Annotated in this window: 7 protein-coding genes and 1 pseudogene; all 8 read right to left on the bottom strand. The window is 41.6% G+C overall.

Annotated features, from left to right (window positions below; all coding sequences use genetic code 11):
* Window positions 1–224 (bottom strand): annotated as a pseudogene (locus BUA97_RS07425) (hypothetical protein); the annotation flags it as partial.
* A 225-nt stretch (window positions 225–449) separates the two neighbouring features.
* Window positions 450–866, bottom strand: a complete 417-nt coding sequence (locus tag BUA97_RS07420) for a hypothetical protein (protein WP_031504494.1) — start codon at window positions 864–866, stop codon at window positions 450–452.
* Window positions 867–924: 58 nt separating this feature from the next.
* On the bottom strand, window positions 925–1509 hold the full coding sequence (locus tag BUA97_RS07415) for a hypothetical protein (RefSeq protein WP_072997154.1): 585 nt from the start codon (window positions 1507–1509) through the stop codon (window positions 925–927).
* A 29-nt stretch (window positions 1510–1538) separates the two neighbouring features.
* Window positions 1539–2447 (bottom strand): relaxase/mobilization nuclease domain-containing protein, encoded by a 909-nt coding sequence (locus BUA97_RS07410; RefSeq protein WP_072997153.1) that lies wholly within the window; start codon window positions 2445–2447, stop codon window positions 1539–1541.
* Window positions 2413–2889 (bottom strand): plasmid mobilization protein, encoded by a 477-nt coding sequence (locus tag BUA97_RS17300; RefSeq protein ID WP_072997152.1) that lies wholly within the window; start codon window positions 2887–2889, stop codon window positions 2413–2415. The genes BUA97_RS07410 and BUA97_RS17300 overlap by 35 nt, the downstream gene beginning before the upstream one ends.
* A 237-nt stretch (window positions 2890–3126) precedes the next feature.
* Window positions 3127–4044: a toprim domain-containing protein gene (locus BUA97_RS07400; protein WP_072997151.1), complete on the bottom strand. Its 918-nt coding sequence runs from the start codon at window positions 4042–4044 to the stop codon at window positions 3127–3129.
* Between the two features lie 273 nt (window positions 4045–4317).
* Complete coding sequence (locus BUA97_RS07395; protein WP_072997150.1) at window positions 4318–5505, bottom strand: VapE domain-containing protein; 1188 nt, start codon at window positions 5503–5505, stop codon at window positions 4318–4320.
* A complete protein-coding gene (locus BUA97_RS07390) occupies window positions 5493–5834 on the bottom strand; it encodes a helix-turn-helix domain-containing protein (protein ID WP_059344231.1) in 342 nt (113 codons plus the stop codon). The genes BUA97_RS07395 and BUA97_RS07390 overlap by 13 nt, the downstream gene beginning before the upstream one ends.
* Window positions 5835–6000 lie beyond the last annotated feature (166 nt).

Raw genomic sequence — 6000 nt, 5'->3', positions numbered from 1 at the left:
TTGCAGTTTTCGCAGCAGCCGTAATACGTTTTACCGTCGTGCTGTACTTCGAGTTGTTTTTTACCCATATAGGCGTTGTTTACCATACATACCTGATCGTGCGGAACAATATCGCCCGTGGTGAACTTTGCGACCGCGATTTGTGTATTTTCGGCTTTTGAATTGTTGCAGGAAACGAGAAATACCGATGCAAAAGCCAGTATTCCCAAAAGAATATTCTTCATTAAATTTTAGATTACAGGTTAATTTAAGCTTCCGTTTTTAGAAACTGCTTACGAACATCCAGATCTTCAAAAGTGTCCTTAATCAAAAGGAATCTATTTTGAAAGATTTACTCTTAAAAGAGTAGTAGAAGTTCAAATTCATTTACAGCGCCGCGAAAATAACAGCGATAAAGTGTTAAAAAACACTTCACGACCGGGCATAATTCGGGCTGTAAAAGAAAGTGATTAACCTATTTTGGGCGGTTCCCAAATGGTATGGAATCCACCAGAGTAATGGGGATTCTGATAATAGAAATTGGAATTGTTGCTATAATAGCCGGAGTCTTCATTTTTAGAATCCTCTAAAAATTTACTATCCGCTAAAACAGTGTATTGAGCAGAACTGCAAAGGTTTCCGCTACAGTTTCCTGAGCATCCTTCCGTTTGACAATTGTGTGATTTGGGGTGACAGCACTCATCTTTGCAATCGCCGCTGTCGCAAGACGGCTGTATCTGTGCGAATGACTGTTTTATGAAAGTTTGCGAACTGGTCGCGGTTTTAATAACCTGCTTCTCCTTTGTACTGCAAGCCTGAGAAATCCCTGGCGCCAGAAATAACGCGAGTGTAAGGGAAAGCAACAGTATTTTAAAATTTCCGACCATTGTAAGTAAACAGCACAAAGATAGGGAATTATTTTAGAATGGACAAATAATTTTTAGTCTACCTACTCTCATACCCCTCCTTAAACTTCAAAAACTTTTCTGCGTCCTTTGGATTTTTCTTCATCCATTTGTTCATCAGCGTGGTGTTATGTTCCAGCTGCTTTACCTGCTCGGTTTCATAAATCGCCTTGTTTTCATTCTTAATTTCGGAAAGTATTTCCTCTCGAACCTCGGTCTTGGTGCGGATGCTCTCTCGGTACCAGTTTTTTCCTAGATAAACAGTTGCTGTTAAAATAAAAAATGCAACCAGCAGCATAGCTAAGATTCCGAAAAACCAATATTTAACTGTATGTGATCTATGATGGAATTTTTCCAGATGCTTTACACCGTCCGGAGATAATTCTGCGATAATATTGTTTGGGATGGATTTAAGCAATTCCTGCCGTTTGAGATTTTCTTCATGTGCCAGTGCTTGGATTTTCTTAACATCCTCCTTGATGTCGCAGTACATGTGGAAAATCGCCTTCCCCGAAATTTCTACCGCCTTATTGCTTTCTATGACGCGGTGCAAAAGTTCGATGCCTGCATCTTGTGAAGAATAATTTTCTGTATTCTCTTGGTTGTTAAATTCGTTGTTGTTCATTTTCTTTTTTTATTGATGTTTTTTTAAACTTATCGCCTTCTTTTTCTTTTCCTCAGCAATTCATCGTCTGCCGCCGGTGCGTAGCTCGGTTTGAGGAGTTCCTTCACAGCATTCTCAATCTCCTTGAGGGCTGATTTTTCCGGATGTTTTATTTCGTTCGTTGGCGGATTACTCTGACTGAAAATTGCCGACTGGTGGTTTTCCGCATTCCGGTTTAGGATTTCTTTGATGTCCTTAATCTTCAGTTTGCTGGTGATCTCCGAAAGTTTGTAACCTGGATGGTACTGCCTCTGGGTTTGGTCGTTGATGTCCTTTAGCCGGACAATCCGCATCCCCGACATACCCTCCTTCACATTCTGCGAAAGCGTCACTCTGTAACCACATCGCCGCATATAATCGACCAAGTCATCAAAATTTCTTGAGACCTTCAGACAGTTTTGCAGCACTTTCAGCATCTGCTGCTTTTTCTCCTTTCCGATTTCCACATCTGTTTTGAGATTCATCTCTTTGCAGACATTTCGAACCGATTCACCAAAGCGTTTCCCGATATTGGCAGATTTTACCGTGCATTTACCATAAACATCTATGCGGTTCACGATGAAGTGGATATGTTTCTGCTTCGTGGAATTGTGGACATCCAGGACGACCTGGTTATTTTCCGTAAGTCCCACATCCTTCAATGATTTTAAAGCCAGTTCCTTCAACTCTTCGTTCGTCAGACTGTCGCCGACTTCCTTTGGTGGAGAAATGTAGCCGGTGAGCGCCCATTTCTTGACATTGGGATTTCTCTCGGCAATAAACTTCATTTCCGCAAACTGTTCCTCCGGTGTTGTTGAAAGCAGGTTGTTGGAATAAACACATTCCGCCGTGCCTTTGTCATTGCCGTTGTATTCAATCGCAATCTTACTGATCCTCCTCGTCGTTGCCGAATTGTTCATGCTTGATGATTTGTTGGTAGAGGAATTCTCTGATTAATTTGGTGACGGTGTGAATTTCTTCAAGGATCTCTTTCTTGTTTTCAAACTCGTTCCATTCTCTGTTCCTGAGCAGATTGGATATCCTTATAAAGTTGTTGCCGTAATTCAACAGAACCGCATCGGTTTGAAACTCGTTAACTTTAATTTCCTTTTCGGTAGAAATCAGTCTTAAATATTTGGATATTTTCAGGTTATATTTTTCTGCTTCCTTTCGAATTTTCTCAAACTCCTTTTCGGTAAAACGAACTGAGACTACCTTCGAAAATTGGTTCGCCGTCTTCTTTTTCAAACCTCCCTTTCGACCAATTTCTCGGAACCGGTTCTTTCTTTTTTCTTCTGCAACCTTGGCAATTTGCTGCTCGGAAATCTGTCTTACAAACTGTTTTAAAAAGTCATTTTTCATATTGTGTTTATGTGGTGTTTAATTTTTTTATAATTTTAAACTATGGGCTTGAATCGTAGTTCCAGACATGCGTTTCCGACGATAGGAGGAAACCAAAAAGCCCGATTTTTACGACAAGCCCCACGCTTGTTGTAAACATTGGGTACTTTTTGCACTAAATACATGGCAAGTTTTTACCCAGCTTTTTTAGAGTATTCCACCTGTGCTTATTTTGCGCAGGCCGGCTTGTATGAATCTTCATCTTTTTCTCCTGTAAATATTCCTGTTTCCCTCGGGCTCGTGTATGGCTGTTTGATTTTTTTCAAGCTTATTTTCAAGTGTCTTTTCTTCTTGTGATATCAGGAAATCATTCAGATCTTGATGAGGGAAATATTCATTCGACCGGTCATCTGCCTCCGGGAATATTTTCAAAATTGAATCCCTGCACTGTTCGCCGGCGCGGTCGTTATCCAAGTACATTTCGACAGATTTATAATTTCCAAAAAGCCCTGATGCCTTGTGAACCATGGCGACAGAGTTCAGAATTAGATTGTCGGAAGGTGTCTTTTCCGGTTCTAAAATTTTATTGGAAAGGTAGTCGGTAAAGCCCTCGAAAACCTTTAGGTTTTCAGAATTATTTTTTATCGTGGTGATATCCTTTTTTCCAAGACAGATTTTGGAAAACCTGCTGCGGATCTCGTAGCCTCCCGAATCGTTTTTAAAACCGAGCCCGAAATATCTTTTGTCGTTAATCCGGTAGTAGACTTCGCTCAATTCCGATTTTTGTGACTCGAGTTTTCTTGATTTCAAATAGTCTAACAATGCCGGGTGAATAACTTCCTTTACTTCGAGAATTTGATTTGTATTTTCAGCAGTAATTGCTTCCGTCACACTCGGCTTTTTATAAGAAAAATCGAAACGAGAAAGATATTCAAGAGCATCGGATACAGTGCATTGTTTGAGCTCCTGAACTATCGACACGACATCGTATTGTTTTCCAGTGCCAAAATCAAAGGCAATATTTTTCACATAATTCACTAATAAACTTGGCGTTCGTTCTTGTCGATTGATAGCATAATAATAGGCTGTTTTCGGATGTTCTTTGCTTGGGAATAGAGAAAAACTTTCCATTACTTCTTTGATGCTGATATTCTCGTTCGCTTGTTTGCAGTTCATTTTTTGTGTTTTTTAAAGTTTATTTTTTTTATATCCAGTTATGTTTTTACCGTTTTTCCATACCTGCCTACCTAAATATTGAATATCAGTTAGTTATATTAATTAATGACTTACCTTGTTGTTACCTGTTAATTGGATCCCTTCTTTAACTATGGTAGTTTAGGTAAAGTCTTATCTATTTTATTACCTTCATAAAAATTTGAAAATGAGTTCTGTAAGTCCACTTAGGTAAGTAGGTAGGATAAATTGAATGTCAAGGATTTAAACTTTCTTTCAGTCAATCTTTCTTCGGATCAGGTAGCCGTAAACCTGGAGTTTCGGATGCTTGATTCTTTCATACTTGAGCCTGGTGAGCGCCTTTCCGACCTTGATGTTGTTCAATCTTAAATTCAGGGCGTTGTTCATTGCCACAACGATGTCCGTCGCCGTAAGAAAATCCTTGATGTCCTTCGATTTCTCGAAGTGTGCGGAAACGATTTCCTGCTCAAGTGAAAGCTGGGAAAACTGCTCGTTCCTCAGCTCATTAGCCTCTATGTCCGAGAGAGTCATTTCCGGTTGGTAATTTTTTCTTTCAAAAGCATTGTGGTACGCCTGCGCCCATACCTTGTCTATTTCTATTTCCTCCACATAGGCGAAATCAATGTTTAAAACTTCGAAAACCAGCCACCTTACGCTTCCTGTCTCGTCGGTAAGGAAATCTGTTCTGTTGGTGGAGGCAACAAAGGAACATATCCTGTCCATGTTCTCCGGCTTTCTCCCGTAAGGCACCCTCACCTTTGCGCCGCCCATCGAGATAAAGGATTTCAGCGTGTTGACATCCGATTTGGACAGGACGGCCAGCTCGTCGGCATTGAGGATAAAGTTTTTGCAGATGGCGATGATGCCGTCCTTGTCCACTGTGACATTTTCGGAATAATAATCCCCGAGCCCGTCTGGGATGAGGAACCGCAGGAAGGTGGTCTTGCCCGTGTTCTGTTTGGAGCTTGCCAGCACGAGGCACTGCTTGTTGACATAGTCTTTCTTCAGGGCGCAGAGCACGGCGCGGGTCAGCCACTTCTCGAGGTGGTAGCGGAACGCTTCGCTGTCGTTGGTCCGAACAAATCCCGCCAGCTTCCTGATATGGTCTTCGCCGTCCCAGCCGGTGAGCTTTTCAAAGTATTCCGCTATCGGGTTGTATCTCTTTATCAGGTGGCTCCGAACGAGGATCTCCAGCTTCTGCATGGTGATCTGCATCCCGGCCTGTACGAGTTCTATCAGCAGGGAGTTGATGTTTAGCTCTGTCCAGTCGTCCTTTCCCTTGAGCGATATTTCTATCTCCAGGGCGATGGCGTTAAAGCGAAGGTCATACTTGCTTTCCAGATACTTGATCACCATATCGAAAATGGTAGTGGTCTCGGAAGCGGTTTGGTACAGAACAGGGATTTTGTGCTCCTCAGCCGGCTTGTTGGTTATTTCTTCCATCGCTCCAGAATTTCCTGCTCGAATGCATCGTAGTCATCATTTTGTATTTCCTCCACATTATCCCCCAGAAGATAAGCTTCCAGATCTTCTTTGCGAAAGTAGATTTTCTTTTGCCCCTTCTTTTTGTAGGCCTTCAGTTTGCCGTGGTGTTTGAGTTGGTAGAGATAGTCCGGATCCAGGTTGAGGAACAGCGCGGCCTCTTCCTTGGAATAGATCTTCTTGGTTCCGAGGGCGAGCATCTGTAGCGCCTTGGAGGTAAACTCTTTTTGCGAGTTTACCAAGGTGGACATTTGGCTTTCTAGCGCAGCTAGTCTTTCTTGGTCTTTCATTTCGTTGAATTTTGTTGAGGCCAAGATATTTCCCAAAGAAATAGCCGCCTAAAAGCGACTTAAAAGTTTTTTGTAAAATAAAACAACCTAAAGAAATGTGCGTTCAATAGGAGGTTTTGTTTTATAATGGTTTAGTCAATAAACCATTAAAAGCGACTAACTGTCG

It is taken from the genome of Epilithonimonas mollis, assembly GCF_900142325.1.
Lineage (GTDB): Bacteria > Bacteroidota > Bacteroidia > Flavobacteriales > Weeksellaceae > Epilithonimonas > Epilithonimonas mollis.
The sequence above is the reverse complement of the archived record's forward strand: the minus strand, read 5'-3'. Positions and strand labels throughout refer to the sequence as shown.